Origin of the sequence: Burkholderia sp. BCC1638 (genome assembly GCF_902833195.1) — a bacterium.
Taxonomy (GTDB): Bacteria; Pseudomonadota; Gammaproteobacteria; order Burkholderiales; family Burkholderiaceae; genus Burkholderia; species Burkholderia diffusa.
The window spans coordinates 17802-32483 of the sequence record NZ_CADFEC010000014.1 but is presented as its reverse complement, the minus strand read 5'-3'; the positions used below and the strand labels follow the sequence as shown (position 1 = coordinate 32483).

General features: G+C 66.5%; 12 protein-coding genes and 1 pseudogene. 7 read left to right on the top strand and 6 right to left on the bottom strand.

Annotation, left to right across the window (positions count from 1 at the left end):
• Positions 1–228: 228 nt before the first annotated feature.
• On the top strand, positions 229–1857 hold the full coding sequence (locus tag HWX22_RS17920; protein ID WP_175906836.1) for an NADP-dependent glyceraldehyde-3-phosphate dehydrogenase: 1629 nt from the start codon (positions 229–231) through the stop codon (positions 1855–1857).
• Between the two features lie 91 nt (positions 1858–1948).
• On the opposite strand, the gene HWX22_RS17915 is transcribed toward HWX22_RS17920, so the two are convergent.
• Positions 1949–2581: a LysE family translocator gene (locus HWX22_RS17915; protein ID WP_059819738.1), complete on the bottom strand. Its 633-nt coding sequence runs from the start codon at positions 2579–2581 to the stop codon at positions 1949–1951.
• 620 nt (positions 2582–3201) lie between these two features.
• On the opposite strand from HWX22_RS17915, the gene HWX22_RS17910 reads away from it, so the two are divergent.
• A complete protein-coding gene (locus HWX22_RS17910) occupies positions 3202–3525 on the top strand; it encodes a hypothetical protein (RefSeq protein ID WP_059466123.1) in 324 nt (107 codons plus the stop codon).
• Positions 3526–3561: 36 nt separating this feature from the next.
• Here HWX22_RS17910 and HWX22_RS17905 read toward each other — a convergent pair whose 3' ends face one another.
• Positions 3562–4797 (bottom strand): NADH:flavin oxidoreductase/NADH oxidase family protein, encoded by a 1236-nt coding sequence (locus HWX22_RS17905; RefSeq protein WP_175916144.1) that lies wholly within the window; start codon positions 4795–4797, stop codon positions 3562–3564.
• Positions 4798–4875: 78 nt separating this feature from the next.
• Here HWX22_RS17905 and HWX22_RS17900 point away from each other — a divergent pair.
• Positions 4876–5286, top strand: a pseudogene (locus HWX22_RS17900) (MerR family transcriptional regulator); the annotation flags it as partial.
• A 163-nt stretch (positions 5287–5449) separates the two neighbouring features.
• On the opposite strand, the gene HWX22_RS17895 reads toward HWX22_RS17900, so the two are convergent.
• Complete coding sequence (locus HWX22_RS17895; RefSeq protein WP_175916143.1) at positions 5450–6286, bottom strand: NAD(P)-dependent oxidoreductase; 837 nt, start codon at positions 6284–6286, stop codon at positions 5450–5452.
• 113 nt (positions 6287–6399) lie between these two features.
• Here HWX22_RS17895 and HWX22_RS17890 point away from each other — a divergent pair, with 113 nt between their 5' ends.
• Positions 6400–7503, top strand: a complete 1104-nt coding sequence (locus HWX22_RS17890; RefSeq protein WP_059690394.1) for a LacI family DNA-binding transcriptional regulator — start codon at positions 6400–6402, stop codon at positions 7501–7503.
• A gap of 112 nt (positions 7504–7615) precedes the next feature.
• Here the strand turns inward: HWX22_RS17890 and HWX22_RS17885 are convergent, their stop codons facing one another.
• A complete protein-coding gene (locus tag HWX22_RS17885; RefSeq protein WP_175916142.1) occupies positions 7616–8908 on the bottom strand; it encodes an MFS transporter in 1293 nt (430 codons plus the stop codon).
• A 343-nt stretch (positions 8909–9251) separates the two neighbouring features.
• On the opposite strand from HWX22_RS17885, the gene HWX22_RS17880 reads away from it, so the two are divergent.
• Both HWX22_RS17880 and HWX22_RS17875 read left to right on the top strand, forming a co-directional pair.
• A complete protein-coding gene (locus HWX22_RS17880) occupies positions 9252–10727 on the top strand; it encodes a DNA-3-methyladenine glycosylase 2 family protein (protein ID WP_175916141.1) in 1476 nt (491 codons plus the stop codon).
• Positions 10724–11257 (top strand): methylated-DNA--[protein]-cysteine S-methyltransferase, encoded by a 534-nt coding sequence (locus HWX22_RS17875; protein ID WP_175916140.1) that lies wholly within the window; start codon positions 10724–10726, stop codon positions 11255–11257. The genes HWX22_RS17880 and HWX22_RS17875 overlap by 4 nt, the downstream gene beginning before the upstream one ends.
• Positions 11258–11294: 37 nt before the next feature.
• Here HWX22_RS17875 and HWX22_RS17870 read toward each other — a convergent pair whose 3' ends face one another.
• Positions 11295–11792 carry an Lrp/AsnC family transcriptional regulator gene (locus HWX22_RS17870; RefSeq protein WP_175916139.1) on the bottom strand — a complete coding sequence of 166 codons (498 nt, stop codon included), beginning with the start codon at positions 11790–11792 and terminating at the stop codon, positions 11295–11297.
• 157 nt (positions 11793–11949) lie between these two features.
• Here HWX22_RS17870 and glmS point away from each other — a divergent pair, with 157 nt between their 5' ends.
• On the top strand, positions 11950–13779 hold the full coding sequence (gene glmS, locus HWX22_RS17865) for a glutamine--fructose-6-phosphate transaminase (isomerizing) (protein WP_175916138.1): 1830 nt from the start codon (positions 11950–11952) through the stop codon (positions 13777–13779).
• Positions 13780–13833: 54 nt separating this feature from the next.
• Here glmS and HWX22_RS17860 read toward each other — a convergent pair whose 3' ends face one another.
• On the bottom strand, positions 13834–14583 hold the full coding sequence (locus tag HWX22_RS17860; protein ID WP_244135243.1) for a hypothetical protein: 750 nt from the start codon (positions 14581–14583) through the stop codon (positions 13834–13836).
• Positions 14584–14682: the final 99 nt, after the last annotated feature.

Sequence of the window (14682 nt, the reverse complement as noted above, 5' to 3'; positions counted from 1 at the left end):
GACACATTCCTTCAAATCGCTTACGCGTCGTGCGATCGCATTCGGCAAATCTTGCAATCGGTTCGGCGTTCCTTTTAAATGGAACTGGTTCCATTCCGCGTTTCGGCCACGCCGTCGCGTGACGCCGCTTCGTCCGCGCGTCATGATGCCGATTCAGGATCGAGGATCGTTCAGCTCAGGATTCCGCATCGCCCGTCCTTCCCGGACACCCCGTCAAACGAGACCGTCATGCCCGATTCCGCCTCCCTGCAGCAGCTGTTTCCCGCCTATCAAGACATCCCCGCCGAGTTTCGGCTCGCCGCGCCGATCCACCAGCGCGTGTCGCTGGTCGACGGCGAGTTGCGCCCGTGGGACGGCGCGACCAAGACCGTGCTGTCGCCCGTGTGCGTGCGCCAGCCGGACGGCAGCGTCGCGCAGATGGAGATCGGCAGCTATCCGGTGATGGGCGAGACGGAAAGCGATGCGGCGCTCGACGCCGCGGTGCGCGCATACGACTCGGGCCGCGGCGAGTGGCCGACGATGAAAGTCGAGCAGCGCATCGCGTGCATGCAGGACTTCATCAAGCGGATGGTCGCGCAGCGCGAGCTGGTCGTGAACCTGATCATGTGGGAGATCGGCAAGAGCCTCGCCGATTCGCAGAAGGAGTTCGATCGCACCGTCACGTACATGACGCAGACGATCGACGCGCTGAAGGAGCTCGACAACGCGAACTCGCGCTTCGTGATCGCGGAAGGCACGATCGGCCAGATCCGCCGCACGCCGCTCGGCGTCGTGCTGTGCATGGGGCCGTACAACTATCCGCTGAACGAAACCTTCGCGACGCTGATCCCCGCGCTGCTGATGGGCAACACCGTGGTGTTCAAGCCGCCGCAGTACGGCACGCTGCTGTTCGAGCCGCTGCTCGAGGCGTTCCGCGACGCGTTCCCGAAAGGCGTGATCAACACGATCTACGCGCCGGGCGCGGTGGTCGTGCCGCACATGCTCGCGTCGGGCAAGATCAACGTGCTCGCGCTGATCGGCTCGAGCAAGGTCGCCGATCACCTGAAGAAGCAGCATCCGAAGTCGCACCGCCTGCGCGCGATCCTCGGCCTCGATGCGAAGAACGCGGCGATCGTGCTGCCCGACGCCGATCTCGATCTCACCGTGAAGGAGTGCCTGCTCGGCGCGCTGTCGTTCAACGGCCAGCGCTGTACCGCGCTGAAGATGCTGCTCGTGCATCGCTCGATCGTCGACGAGTTCCTGAAGCGCTTCACCGCCGCGCTCGAACAGCTGAAGATCGGCATGCCGTGGGAGAAAGGCGTCAGCATCACGCCGCTGCCGGGCATGCATCGCACCGCATACATGACCGACGCGATCGACGACGCGAAGGCCAGGGGCGCGCAGGTCGTCAACCACTCGGGCGGCGAATTCAGCAAGACGCTGTTCTACCCGGCCGTCGTGTATCCGGTGTCCGAAGGGATGAAGCTGTATCGCGAGGAACAGTTCGGCCCGATCATTCCGGTCGCGCCGTTCGACGACGTGGAAACCGCGCTCGACTACGTGACGACGTCGGAGCACGGCCAGCAGGTCAGCATCTTCGGTTCCGATCCGGCGCAGATCGGCGCGCTCGTCGATCCGCTCGTGAACCAGGTGTGCCGCGTGAACATCAATTGCCAGTGCCAGCGCGGGCCGGACGTGTTCCCGTTCGCGGGGCGCAAGGATTCGGCGGAAGGCACGCTGTCGGTGACCGACGCGCTGCGCGCGTTCTCGATCCGCTCGATGGTCGCGGCGAAGCAGACCGACGGCAGCAAGCAGCTGCTCGATTCGATCGTGTCGGATCACTACTCGAAGTTCGTCAACACCGGCTTCATTTTCTGAAGCGCCGAAGCCGATCCGCCGCGTGTTCGCGCGGCGGATCGCTCGTCTGGTTGCACGCGTGCGGGCTGTCCGCTCACACGGTTCACACGATTCAAACGTTCGACGCCAGCAACCGGATCCCCGCCACGCCGAACACCACGGCGAGACACGCTTCCATCGCGCGGCGGCCGCGCACGTACAGCCGGCGTGCGCCGTCCGTCGAGAACACCAGCGCATAGCCGCCGAACACCAGGCATCCGATCGCGATGCAGCCCGGCACGACCGCGCCGTGCGACGCGCCCGCGCCGTTCGACGACAACGCGACGATCGACACCCACACCAGGATCGCTTTCGGATTCGTCAGATGCAGCATCGCGCCGCGCACGTAGAAGCGCGACAGCTTCCGGTCTGCCGTCGCCTTCGGCGTGGCCGCCGCCTTGGCCGACCACGCGGTGCGGCCCGACTTGAACGCGAGCCACAGCAGGTACACGCCGCCGAACAGCTTGATCGCGACCAGCAGTTGCGACCATGCGAGCAGCGCGGCCGACACGCCCAGCGCGGCCACCGTCGCCCAGAACATCGAACCCGAGATGACGCCGAGCGCGAACACGAGCGCCGCCTTGCGGCCGTGGTTCGCGGCGACCGACATGATCGCGAGATTGCTCGGGCCGGGGCTGGCCGTACCGACGAAATAGGCCGTGTAGGCCAGCAGCAGATTGGCCGAGAAGAAGGCGTGGACGCTCATGTCGAACCTCGCGGAGATGATGCGGTGATTGTTCGCAAACACGGCGCGGCTGCCCATGGACAGTTCTCCGGTTATTCGCTGGGCCAGTTGGGCGGCGCGCGTGACACAGGTTGCGCACACATCCGGCATGCGGCGAACGAGACGTCTCGGATATGAAACATCCGGCGCATGCGTCGCGAGCGTTCGTCGTGAGGCGGGTGACGCCGCGGCTCGCCGCGCGAGACCGTCCCGACCTCGGGCCGACGCCCGGAGCGGCACCGGCACACGCGCGACACGACATTCCCCCGGTTCGTCGACGAAACACACGGCCCGTTTCAGCCCGGCGTTACGTTACATCGATGAAGCATTTCATTCGTCCGGCCCCTGCCGCGCTGCCCCTCGCGATCGCGCACGGCGTATGGACGCCCTTCTCGATTTTTCGTGAAAGCCAGTATCGGCGGGACGCGATGACCGCTGCCGCACCCCGCGTCAACATTGCTCAACACTTCGATCGCGGGGCTGGTACGGAACCTGCATTCCCATCGGATGACAATCGCGCCGCCGATCGGCGCGGACATGAACCCGGATCGGGGCCTCCATCGGACACGCCCGAACGATCCACGCAAGTTATGAGGCTCTTCATGGATGCGCTGCCCAACTCATCCGATACGTCGTTCCAGATCTTTCTCGCGAAACTGCTCGAACAGCCGCAGCCCGAATGGACGGAAAAACAGCAGATGGAACTCGAGATGGCACGCACGCTGTCGACCCAGATGGTCAACTACGCGGAAGGCATGCGCGGCGGCAACGCGGATCTCGCGCGCTGCCTCGTGCTGTTGCGCTACGCGAAGGTCCTCGACTTCATGCTGACGTCGCTCGCCGCGCACCGCGACATTCATCCGCAGACGCTGCGCACGCTGTTCCGGCTCGCGAACCTGAAGGTCGACGATGCGTATCCGGTGTGAGCGGGCATCGGGCAGCCCGACGCCACGCCTTCGCGGCTAGCGCGCCGCCCGCCCCGCCATCCACTTGCGGTAACGCCGCGTCTGGCACTGCGCGGCGAGTTGCTGCGACACCAGCGCGCGCAGCGGCGACACGCCCGGGTGCGTGCGCCGCCCGACACTCAACCGCGCGAGCTGGAACTTCACGACGGCCATGTTCGCCAGCGCACCCAGCGCCTTGTTCTTCCAGCGGATCGGCTGCAGCGCCGGCGCGCTGTCCTTGCCGGCCTGCCAGTCGCGCGGCAGGTTCGGCTCGATCGACAGCGCGGTCGCGATGCCGACCATCGCCACGCCGCTGGCGACCACCTGCTCGGCCACCGCGCGGCGCCGGATCCCGCCCGTGACCATCAGCGGCATGGCCGCGACGGCCGTGATGTCCCGCGCGAATTCGAGGAAATACGCTTCGCGGGCCAGCGTGCGCCCGTCGCGCGCCTCGCCCTGCATCGCGGGCACTTCGTAGCTGCCGCCCGACAACTCGACGAGGTCGACGCCGAGCGGATTCAGCAGTTCGACGACGCGCTTCGCATCGTCCGCGCTGAAGCCGCCGCGCTGGAAGTCGGCCGAATTCAGCTTGACCGACACGACGAACGCCGGCGACACCGTCGCGCGCACCTCGCGCACGATGTCGAGCAGCAGCCGCGCGCGATGCTCGATGCTGCCGCCCCACGCGTCCTGCCGGCGGTTCGTCAGCGGGGACAGGAACTGGCTCAGCAGATAACCGTGCGCCGCGTGGATCTGCACGCCGGTGAAGCCGCTCTGCTCGGCGAGCTGCGCGGCGCGCACGAAGCGCCGCCGCACGTCGACGATGTCGGCTTCCGTCATCTCCTTTGGCACCGGGAACTGCTTCGACAGCGCACCGAGCGCGAGCGGCACGGCCGACGGCGCGAGCGTCGTCTGGCCGAGCGCCGCCTGCATCTGGCGCCCCGGGTGATTGATCTGCATCCACACGTGCGCGCCGCCGGAGCGCGCGACCTGCGCCCATCGCCGGAAGCGGTCGAGATGCGCGTCGCTGTCGAGCACGACACCGTTCGGCCCCGTCATCGCGCGGCCGTCCACCATCACGTTGCCGGTCAGGATCAGGCCTGCCCGGCCGTCCGCCCACGCCTGGTACAGGCGCAGCAACGCGTCGGACGGCGCGTGGTCCGCATCGGCCAGGTTCTCTTCCATCGCGGCCTTGGCGAGTCGGTTCGGGATCACCGCGCCATTGGGCAGCGTGAGGGGCGCAAACAGGTTCATGGTGGACATCCTCGATTGACGATGCCCAACCATAACTTTAAAGTCAGCTTCAAGGTCAAGCCCCTCTGGAGCACAGCGATGAAGATCGGCGAGCTGGCGCGAACCAGCGGCATCGCAGCGTCGCGCATCCGCTTCTACGAAGCGAGCGGCCTGCTCGAGCCGGCGCGCCGGCAGGCGAACGGTTATCGGGAATACGGGCCGGAAGCGCTGACACGGCTCGCGATCATCGACCGCGCGCAGCGCGCGGGCTTCGCGCTCGACGAGATCCGCGCGGTGCTGCCGCCCGATCTCGGCGCGTGGCCGCGCGACGAACTGTTGCAGGCGTTGCGGCACAAGGTCGACGAAATCGCGCTGCTCGAACAGCGGCTCGCGCAGAACCGGCGCAACCTGCAGGCGCTGATCGACGAGATCGCGAACAAGCCCGCCGGCGAGGATTGCGCGGGCGCCGCGCAACGCATGCTCGACAAGCTGTGCAAGGAAGCGGCCGAGCTGGAATCGGCGCCGGCAACCGTGCCGCACCCGCGGCCGATGTCCGTGACGTGCGGCACGCGGCACGCGAGCGGCCCGTTGATCCTGATCGACGGCGTGGACGAACGGCACAAGGCGACGGACATCCTGCGCTGATCCGCGACGCCGGCGGCGCCCGCGATGCCTACTTCGCGTTGCGCTCCATCGGCTCGCCGACGACGAAACCGCCGCCCTGGTAGCGCTGCGCGGGATCGTCATACTCGGCGGTCGGCGCCGTCACCGGGAACAGCCCGGCGAACTGCTCGGAGCTGTCCTGCGGCCGATAGCCGAGGAAGCCGGTCTTCGTGTTGTCCCACCATTTCACCGGGTTGTCCGACACGCCGTAGACGATCGCGTGCCCGACGCGGTTCGTCAGCAGCGAGCAGCGCACGAGCTCGATGAGGTCGCGATAGCTGAGGAACGTCACCAGCATGCGCGGATTCTTCGGCGCCTCGAACGACGAGCCGATCCGCAGGCACACCGTCTCGATCCCGAAGCGGTCGAAGTAGTAGCGCGACAGCGACTCGCCGAAGCACTTCGTCACGCCATACAGGCTGTCCGGACGCTGCGGCGAATCGGCGTCGAGCACTTCCGTGACCGGATGAAAACCGATCGCATGGTTCGAGCTCGCGAACACGACGCGCTTCACGCCGTGCTTGCGCGCGGCTTCGTACAGGTTGTACGTGCCGGTGATGTTCGCATCGACGAGATCGTCGAACGGCGCGTCGACCGAAATGCCGCCGAGGTGGACGATCGCGTCGACGCCGTCGACGAGCGCCATCACCGCCGGCCGGTCCGCCAGATCGACGACCCGGATTTCTTCATGCGGGGCCGCGTCGTCCAGCGCGGCGATGTCGCTCACGCGCACGACGTCGGCCCAGTTCGCCAGCGCGCCGCGCACCTGACGGCCGAGGTTGCCGGCCGCGCCGGTCAGCAGCAGGCGCCCGAACGGCTTGCGTGCGCCGGTGGATGTGGCGTTCATCGAATCTCCTTGAATCTGTTCTGAAGTGTCCTGGACGTCGCCCGAAACCGAGCGGAATCAGACGGAACCGGAAAACGTTTTCCAACTATACGCGGGACAAAAGCCGACCGTCAATGGTCGAATCCGCTCGCAGTCATCCGCACTTTCCCGATATCGGTCGGCGGCCGGACGCCGGCTTTTTCTGCCACAATCCGGTGCAATCGAACGAAAACGTTACCCTTCCGATGAAAAAAGTTTCCCCGACGATCCGCGACGTGGCGGCGGAAGCCGGCGTGTCGGTCGCGACGGTATCCAAGTATGTGAACGGCACGCAGCGCTTTTCGCCGACCGTCGAAGCGCGGCTCAAGGAAGCGATCGAGCGGCTCGGCTACCGTTCGAACCCGCTCGCGCGCTCGATGATCACCGGGCGCACGCGCACCATCGGCCTCGTGATCCTCGACATCAGCAACCCGCACTTCACGAACGTCGTCAAGGGCGCGAACCGCGTCGCGCTTCAACACGACTACACGCTGCTGCTCGTCGATACCGAAGAGAACCAGGCGCGCGAACGCTCGCTGATCGAGGCGCTCGCGCAACGCGTCGACGGGCTGATCGTCAGCACGCGGATGCCCGACGACCAGGCCGGCTGGATGCTCGACCTGCACAAGCCGCTCGTGCTGCTGCGTCGCAGCCCCGGCCTGCCGATTCCGAGCGTCGGCATCGACAACCGGCTCGCCACCTACATGCTCGCGCGTCACCTGCTCAATCTCGGCCATACGCGCATCGCGTACCTCGGTTTCGGCACCGCGCGCGTGAACGACGAACGGATCCAGGGCGCGCGCGACTGTCTCGCCGAAGCGGGGCTCACGCTCGACGTGCACGACGCGCATGCGCCGACCGCCGAAGCCGGCGAGCGCGCATGTTCGCGCGTGATGCTCGGGCCGCACCGCCCGCAAGCCGTGATCTGCTACAACGACCTGATCGCGCTCGGCTTCATGAAGGAAGCCGCGTCGCTCGGGTTCCGGCTGCCGCAGGACGTGTCCGTCGCCGGCGTCGACAACGTGCCGTACGGCGCATACGCGGCGCCCGCGCTGACCACCATCGACATCCAGAGCGAGAACATGGGCGAACTCGCGATGCAGAAGCTGATCGACGCGCTCGCCGGGCGCACCGACGCGAGCTATTCGACGTTCGAGCCGCGGCTGATCATGCGTGCGTCGACGGCCGCGGCCGGTTGAAGCGCGCGGTCGCGTCCGCCGCCTGCCGCCTGTTCGTCGTCACTTCGTTTCCGTCCATCGCAAATGAAAACGCGCCGCCTCCGGGGCGGCGCGTTCGTTTTCCGGCACGCGATCAAGCGTCGAGCTTCGCGGGCTTCATCTTCGGTGTGAGCATGTGCATGACCGCCAGCGCGAGCAGATAGGCCAGCGCGCCGATCGCGAACAGCACCCAGTAGTGGCCCGTGCGTTGCAGTACCTGGCCGATCACTTCCGAGAACAGCACGCCGCCGATCGAACCGGCCATCCCGCCGATGCCGACCACCGACGCGACCGCGCGGCGCGGGAACAGGTCGGACGCCGTCGTGAACAGGTTCGCCGACCAGCCCTGGTGCGCGGCCGCCGCGAGGCCGACGATCAGCACCGCGATCCACAGGCTCTGCACCTGCGACACGAATGCGATCGGCAGCACGCAGCACGCGCAGATCAGCATCGCCGTCTTGCGCGCGCCGTTCACGCTCCAGCCCGCGCGCAATAGCATCGACGACAGCCAGCCGCCGCCGATGCTGCCGACCGTCGTCAGCGCATAGATGCACACGAGCGGCAGGCCGATATGCTGCATGTCCATCCCGCGCGACTCGTTGAGCCATTTCGGCAGCCAGAACAGGTAGAACCACCACACCGGGTCGGTCAGGAACTTGCCGATCAGGAACGCCCACGTTTCGCGCTTGCGGATCAGTTCGCCCCAGCGCGGCGCGCCGGCATCCGCGTTCGCCGCGTCGAGCGCTTCGGCTTCGTCGCGCGGCTCGTCGTATTCGGCGGCGAGCGCGCGCGTGTCGGCCGTGCGATACATCACCAGCCAGACCGCGAGCCACACGATGCCGATCGCGCCGATGATCACGAACGCCGCGCGCCATCCGTAGGCCACCGCGATCGCCGGGATGATCGCCGGCGCGAACACCGCGCCGATGTTCGCGCCCGAATTGAAGATGCCGGTGGCGAGCGCGCGCTCGCGACGCGGAAACCATTCGGCCGTCGTCTTGATCGCGGCCGGGAAGTTGCCGCCCTCGCCGATCCCGAGCAGCGCACGCACGGCCGCGAAGCCCATCACGGAGCCGACCGCCGCGTGCAGCATCGCCGCGATGCTCCACACCAGCATCGCGACCGCATACGAGATGCGCGTGCCGAGCCAGTCGACGATGCGCCCGAAGCCGAGCAGGCCGATCGCGTAGAACGCGGAAAACGCCATCACGATGCGGCCGTACTGCACCTGGCTCCAGCCGATGTCGTGCTGGAGCATCGGCGCGAGCAGGCCGAGGATCTGTCGATCCATGTAGTTGATGACGGTCGCGAAGAACAGCAGCGCACAGACGGTCCAGCGGTAGCGGCTGGCGGCCGCGCGCACCGCGCCGACGACGGCAGATTGCATGAGTGTCTCCGATGCGCGGCCGCGCCCGTCGCGCCGCTGGATGTTGTCTGTCCGTGACCGGCGACGGGCGCCGGGGCGGACGGCGGCCACGCCCCTTGCGTGGCACGGCCGCTCGTCCGTCGAGTTCTGGAAAACGTTTTTCAAAGCATAGGGCTTGGCCCGGTGCCGTGTCAGTCGGGGATTTCGATGAGTCATCTCAAATCCAGCCACGCAAAAAGAGATGACTGTTCCGCAGAGTGGCATTAACCGTTTTTTCGGGACTTTCCTGCGTTCGAAACGGGGGCATGACGCGAGCCGGCGCGTCAAGACACATGTCCGATTCCAGCCAGAATCGGCGGAGCGGATGGTTTACAGTCGTCTCATGCACCTCGATCCAGACACCTGCTACGACGCCCTGCTTTCGCGGAACCGCCGTTTCGACGGCTGGTTCTTCGTCGGTGTGTCGACGACGGGCGTGTATTGCCGCCCCGTTTGCCCGGTGAAGCCGCCGAAGGCGCGCAACTGCAGCTATTACCCGACCGCCGCCGCGGCGGAGAAAGCCGGCTTTCGGCCGTGCATGCGGTGCCGGCCCGAACTCGCGCCGGGCCACGGGCTGCTCGACCTGTCCGGCAATCTCGCCGACGCGGGCGCGTCGCTGATCGAGGACGGTTTCCTGAACGAACACTCCGTCGATGCGCTCGCGCGGCGAGTCGGCGTGACCGAGCGCCATCTGCGCCGAATCTTCGCCACGCAGTTCGGCGTGTCGCCGGTCGAATTCGCGCAGACGCACCGGCTGCTGATGGCCAAGCGCCTCCTGACCGATACCGCGCTGCCGGTGGCCGTGGTTGCGTCGACTGCCGGGTTCGGCAGCGTGCGACGCTTCAACGATCTGTTCCGCCAGCGCTACGGCCTCAATCCGCTGCGCCTGCGCAAGGGCACCGGCGCATCCGCCAATGGCAGCATGACCTTCCCGCTACCGTATCGGCCGCCGTTCGCATGGCCCGAGTTGATGCGCTTTCTCGCGCAGCGCCAGATCGACGGCGTCGAGCGGATCGATGCGCACGGCTATGCGCGCGTCGTCGCACTGCCGAACGGGCACGGCGACGCTCAGGTGACGGGCTGGCTGTCCGTCACGCACGTGCCTCAGCGGTTCGCGCTCGCGGTGACCGTGTCGCCCGCGCTGACGCCCGTCGTCCCGGCCGTGCTCGCGCGCGTGCGGCGGCTGTTCGATCTCGACAGCCGCCCGGACGTGATCGACGCGCATCTGGGCGAACTCGCGGACGGCTCGCCCGGCCTGCGCGTGCCCGGCGCGTTCGACGGGCTCGAGATCGCGATTCGTGCGATCGCGGGCGAACGATTGGCGCAGACACAGGCAGGCGCGGTGCTGGCGTGCGTGGCCGAACGCTTCGGCACGCCGGTTGACCACGCACCGCAGGGGCTCACGCATGCGCTGCCTTCCGCCGCGACGCTGGCGACGGTGCCGCCGGCGGCGCTCGAAGCCATCGGCGTGACACGTGACGCGGCGCGGGCGATCGTGACGCTGGCGCGTGCAGTCGCGGACAGCACGCTCGCGCTCGAACCGATGGCGCCGCTCGACGCGACGCTCGATGCGTTGCGCGCGCTGCCCGGCTTCGACGAACGCGCTGTGCAGTATGTCGCGATGCGTGCGATGGCCTGGCCGAACGCGTTCCCCGCGGACGACGCGTGGCTTGCACCGCGCGCCGCCGCCGAGCGTCCGCGCAGCATCGCATCATCCGCGCCGCATGCGTCGCGCTGGGCACCGTGGCGCGCATATGCCGCACTGCATGTGTGGCGCCTTCATGGAGACGCTTCGCGATGACTCCCGCTCATCTGATTCCGAGCCCGCTGGGCGACATCGCCGTCCGTATCGAGGACGATGCCCTGACGGGCCTCTTCTTCGTCGGCCAGAAATACTATCCGTCGCTGGCGGTCGCACCGGATGCGGATGCACGCAACGCGTCGCCGCTCGCGCGCAAGGTTGCCGACGAAGTCGCCGAATATTTCACCGGCACGCGCGAAACCTTCTCGGTGCCGATTCATCTGCGCGGCACCGCGTTTCAGCGCAGCGTGTGGAAGGAATTGCTCGCGATTCCTTTCGGCGAGCTCGTGTCGTACGGCGACATCACCGAACGCGTCGGGCTGCCGATGAGTGCCGCACGCGCCGTCGGCGGCGCGGTCGGCCGCAATCCCGTGTCGATCATGGTGCCGTGCCATCGCGTGATCGGCGCGTCCGGCAGCCTGACCGGTTATGCAGGCGGCATCGAACGGAAACGCGCGTTGCTGTCGCTCGAAGGCGCCGGGTTCGCGCGCGGCGAGCGCCATCCGAGGCAGCAGACGTTCGCGTTCTGACATCGCTCGTGTACACGTTCGACGTGTGTCGTGCGGTCTAGTCGTCGCCGCGCTTGCGCATCGCATGCGTGACCCGCGCGTTCGCCTCGAACTTCGCGCGATGCGTCGAGAAGAACGTCCGCACGTTGCGGACGTTCGATGCGCCGGTGAACAGCCGCCGCGCGAATGCGTCGTATTCGGCGACGTCGGCCAGATCGGCCACCACCACGAAATCCGGCCCCGGCGACACGCGGTAGCACTGCGTGACCGCCGGCTCCGCGCACACGTAAGCTTCGAACGCGTCGTAGTCTTCCGCCGCCTGCCGGTCGAGGCTGATCTCGATCAAGGCCGTGACGGCCGTGCCGATCGCGACCGGGTCGAGCACCGCGACCTGGCGGCGAATCACGCCCGCTTCCGTCAGCCGCCGCACGCGGCGCATGCACGTCGGCGGCGACGACAGCGCGCGCTCGGCGAGTTGCAGATTCGACACCGATGCGTCGTCCTGCAGGATCGCGAGAATGCGCAGGTCGAGATCGTCGAGCGTGATGCCGGCCACGGGTGGCTCCTTCCGGTCAAGGTTGTGAAATTTAATTTCAACACGATATCAGATCTATTGCTTGTTTCATTTTCTTACGTATTTTGAAATTTAATTCCATTCAACCGCTTCTACCATCGCTGTCACGGGTCCAGACAGGACATTTACGGAGCGCGATATGTGTGGAATTGTCGGGGCGGTTGCCCAGCGGGACATCCTGCCGAACCTCGTCGACGGGCTGAAGCGGCTCGAATACCGCGGCTACGACTCGTGCGGCGTCGTGGTCTATCGCGACCGTGCGCTGGCACGGGCGCGCAGCGTCGACCGCGTCGCCAACCTGCAGCGCGAGATCGCCGCGCACGCGCTGTCCGGCTACACAGGCATCGCGCATACGCGCTGGGCAACACATGGCGCGCCCGTCACGCTCAACGCGCACCCGCACTTCTCGCCGAGCGACGACAACGCGCGCATCGCGCTGTCGCACAACGGGATCATCGAGAACTGCGATCAACTGCGCGCGCAATTGCAGGCGCACGGTTACGTGTTCGCGAGCCAGACCGACAGCGAAGCGATCGCGCATCTGATCGACCACCTGTATGACGGCGACCTGTTCGACGCGGTGCGCCGCGCGGTCGCGCGGCTGCGCGGCAGCTATGCGATCGCGGTGATGTGCCGCGACGAACCGCACCGGATCGTCGGTGCGCGCGACGGGATGCCGCTCGTCGTCGGTGTCGGCGATGGCGAGAATTTCCTGGCATCGGATGCGATCGCGTTGTCGGGCATCACCGATCGCATCGCCTACCTCGAGAATGGCGACGTCGCCGATATTCAGCTGCATCGCTACTGGATCGTCGATGCGGCCGGACAGCGCGTCGAGCGCGCGGTGCAGCGCGTGGCCGCGCACAGCGGCGCAGCGGACCTCGGCGCGTATCGCTACTACATGCAAAAGGAAATCTTCGAGCAGCCGCAGGCGGTGGCCGATACGTTGCTCGATGTCGGATCGATCATGCCCGAGCTCTTCGGCGACGGCGCGTGGCGCGTGTTCAACGATGTCGATTCGGTGTTGCTGCTCGCGTGCGGCGGCAGTTATCACGCGGCGCTGACCGCGAAATACTGGATCGAGAGCATCGCGCAGCTGCCGACGAGCGTCGAGATCGCGAGCGAGTTTCGCTATCGCGACAGCGTCCCGAATCCGCGCACGCTGGTCGTCGCGGTGTCGCAGAGCGGCGAGACGGCCGACGTGCTCGGCGCCGTGCATGTCGCGAAGCAGCGCGGGATGATGCATACGCTCGCGATCTGCAACGTCGCGACGAGTGCGCTGATGCGCGACTGCGCGCTGCAGTTCGTCACGCGTGCGGGAATCGAGATCGGCGTGGCTTCGACGAAGGCTTTCACGACGCAGCTCGTGGCGTTGTTCTTGCTGACTTTGTCACTGGCGCAGGTGCGCGGGCGGTTGAGCGATGACGACGAGAAGGCGCATCTGCGTGCGCTGCGGCATCTGCCCGATGCGATGTCGAAGGTGCTCGCGCTGGAACCGCAGATCATGGGCTGGTCGGAGCTGCTCGCGCGACGCGACAACATGCTGTTTCTCGGACGCGGGATGCATTATCCGATTGCGCTCGAAGGCGCGCTGAAGATGAAGGAGATTTCGTATATCCACGCGGAGGCTTATCCTGCCGGGGAGTTGAAGCATGGGCCGCTGGCGTTGGTCAGTAATGAAATGCCCGTCATTGCCGTGGCGCCAAATGACGTGCTGCTCGAAAAGCTCAGGTCGAACATGCACGAGGTCAGTGCGCGGAACGGCAGGCTTTTCGTGTTCGCCGATGTGGACTGCGGGTTGGTGCCGAGTGAAGGGATCGAGGTGATTCGGCTCAACGAGTACTACGGGCCGCTTTCGCCGATTCTGCATACGGTGCCGATGCAGTTGCTGGCTTATCACGCGGCGTTGGCAAGGGGAACGGATATCGATAAGCCGAGGAATCTTGCTAAATCGGTGACGGTGGAGTGAGGGTCCGGGCAAACCGGCATCCGATCAGCATCACCACCCCGCCCAAGAAAATCGCTACTTCGACAAACTCAGCTTCTTCGACAACACAACCCCGCTCGACGGGCTCACCAGCGAGATGGATTGGAGATCCATGTGCAGCCTGGAGATCCGGGTCGTAATGTCCGTCGGCTCCTCGATGCTCGGATCGGCATGCTCGGTCTGTTCGGTCAGGTAAGGCCTAACCAGGCGCCCCGATAAAACGAGCGCGAAGTCGCCATGCGCCTGGGCGTACACGGCAGGCGAAATTCGCATGCGGCTGCGAACCGTGCTCTTCTTCCCTTGCCCGGACTCAAGCTCGATGATGTCGACCTGCTGGATGTACCCTTTTGCCTTCGCTTCGGGTGCGATCACGAGCCCTCGCCCTCGTGGCCCCGTCGTGACCTTTCTGAGCAGGATGCGCGTCCGGTCGTCGCGCTCCGCGTCGAACAGGTCGACGTCCAGCGTCAACAGGTGCCGCTGCGACTGATACCTCAGCCCATACCGCACCGGCACCACGAATGTCACGTCACGATCGAGATTGATGGGCGCCAGGTCGGGATTCGGGCCGTGCCGGTCGGTCGCGTTGGAGACGAGGCCGCGAACCCGTGCACTCAAGGAAGGTGCGGCGGCGCTGAAATGCTGCTTCTTCAGCGCATCCCGGATGGCAACCGGATCGTCGCCGACAATCGGCCGGACGTGCGACGTGTCTTGACCGACAGCGGGCGCGTTGCGCGTCGAGCCGTCGACAGACGCCGCCTGTGCATGCACCGCCACTGGCGCCAGCATCACCGCCACGGCGACGGCCCACGCGAATTTCGAGCGACCCAACTTGGATTTCCTGTGCGGCACGACGAACTCCTGATTTTCTGGCAGATCGGTCAACGA

Bases quoted from the DNA above. Each gene is read 5' to 3' on its own strand.
- HWX22_RS17910 (WP_059466123.1), top strand. From the start codon at position 3,202: ATGGATGCGCTGCCCAACTCATCCGATACGTCGTTCCAGATCTTTCTC.
- HWX22_RS17885 (WP_175916142.1), bottom strand. From the start codon at position 8,908: ATGCAATCTGCCGTCGTCGGCGCGGTGCGCGCGGCCGCCAGCCGCTAC.
- HWX22_RS17880 (WP_175916141.1), top strand. From the start codon at position 9,252: ATGGTTTACAGTCGTCTCATGCACCTCGATCCAGACACCTGCTACGAC.
- HWX22_RS17890 (WP_059690394.1), top strand. From the start codon at position 6,400: ATGGTCGAATCCGCTCGCAGTCATCCGCACTTTCCCGATATCGGTCGG.
- HWX22_RS17895 (WP_175916143.1), bottom strand. From the start codon at position 6,286: ATGAACGCCACATCCACCGGCGCACGCAAGCCGTTCGGGCGCCTGCTG.
- HWX22_RS17875 (WP_175916140.1), top strand. From the start codon at position 10,724: ATGACTCCCGCTCATCTGATTCCGAGCCCGCTGGGCGACATCGCCGTC.
- glmS (WP_175916138.1), top strand. From the start codon at position 11,950: ATGTGTGGAATTGTCGGGGCGGTTGCCCAGCGGGACATCCTGCCGAAC.
- HWX22_RS17920 (WP_175906836.1), top strand. From the start codon at position 229: ATGCCCGATTCCGCCTCCCTGCAGCAGCTGTTTCCCGCCTATCAAGAC.
- HWX22_RS17915 (WP_059819738.1), bottom strand. From the start codon at position 2,581: ATGAGCGTCCACGCCTTCTTCTCGGCCAATCTGCTGCTGGCCTACACG.
- HWX22_RS17860 (WP_244135243.1), bottom strand. From the start codon at position 14,583: ATGCTGGCGCCAGTGGCGGTGCATGCACAGGCGGCGTCTGTCGACGGC.
- HWX22_RS17905 (WP_175916144.1), bottom strand. From the start codon at position 4,797: ATGAACCTGTTTGCGCCCCTCACGCTGCCCAATGGCGCGGTGATCCCG.